Annotated in this window: 1 protein-coding gene; it reads left to right on the top strand. The window is 60.2% G+C overall.

What is annotated here, in order from left to right; translation table 11 throughout:
* Window positions 1-352, top strand: a 352-nt coding sequence (locus tag ABR397_RS25560; RefSeq protein WP_455430669.1) for a hypothetical protein, incomplete at both ends; no start/stop codon positions are given.

Here is a 352-nt window from a genome sequence, read left to right as displayed (position 1 = left end):
CCTTTCCGACCTGGCCGGTGGCCGATACCGCTCCTTACTTCACCCGCTCGCTGTTTGAAGACGTGTTGCTGGCCGAGCCCAATCTGGCGGCGGAAAACCGCCTGTGGTTAAACCGTAACCGCCGCAAACTCCTGACCTTCTCCACCACCGGCGCCGCGGTCGCTCTGGCGCTGTGGGCAGGCTGGCACGATAACTATCAGAAGAACTATCGGGCCGGTGAAGAAGTGCTGGCACAGGCCAGAACCTTCCTGTCCATTCCCCCACCCAAAGGGGAAGACCGCAACGGAAACTTACAGTTGCCCCTGCTGAACCCTATCCGGGAAGCGACTCTTGCCTACGGGGATTACCATCA

This window comes from Photorhabdus viridis (genome assembly GCF_040256935.1).
GTDB classification, from domain to species: Bacteria; Pseudomonadota; Gammaproteobacteria; order Enterobacterales; family Enterobacteriaceae; genus Photorhabdus; species Photorhabdus viridis.
Note: the sequence above shows the minus strand (reverse complement) of the source record. Positions and strands in the feature narration are given on the sequence as shown.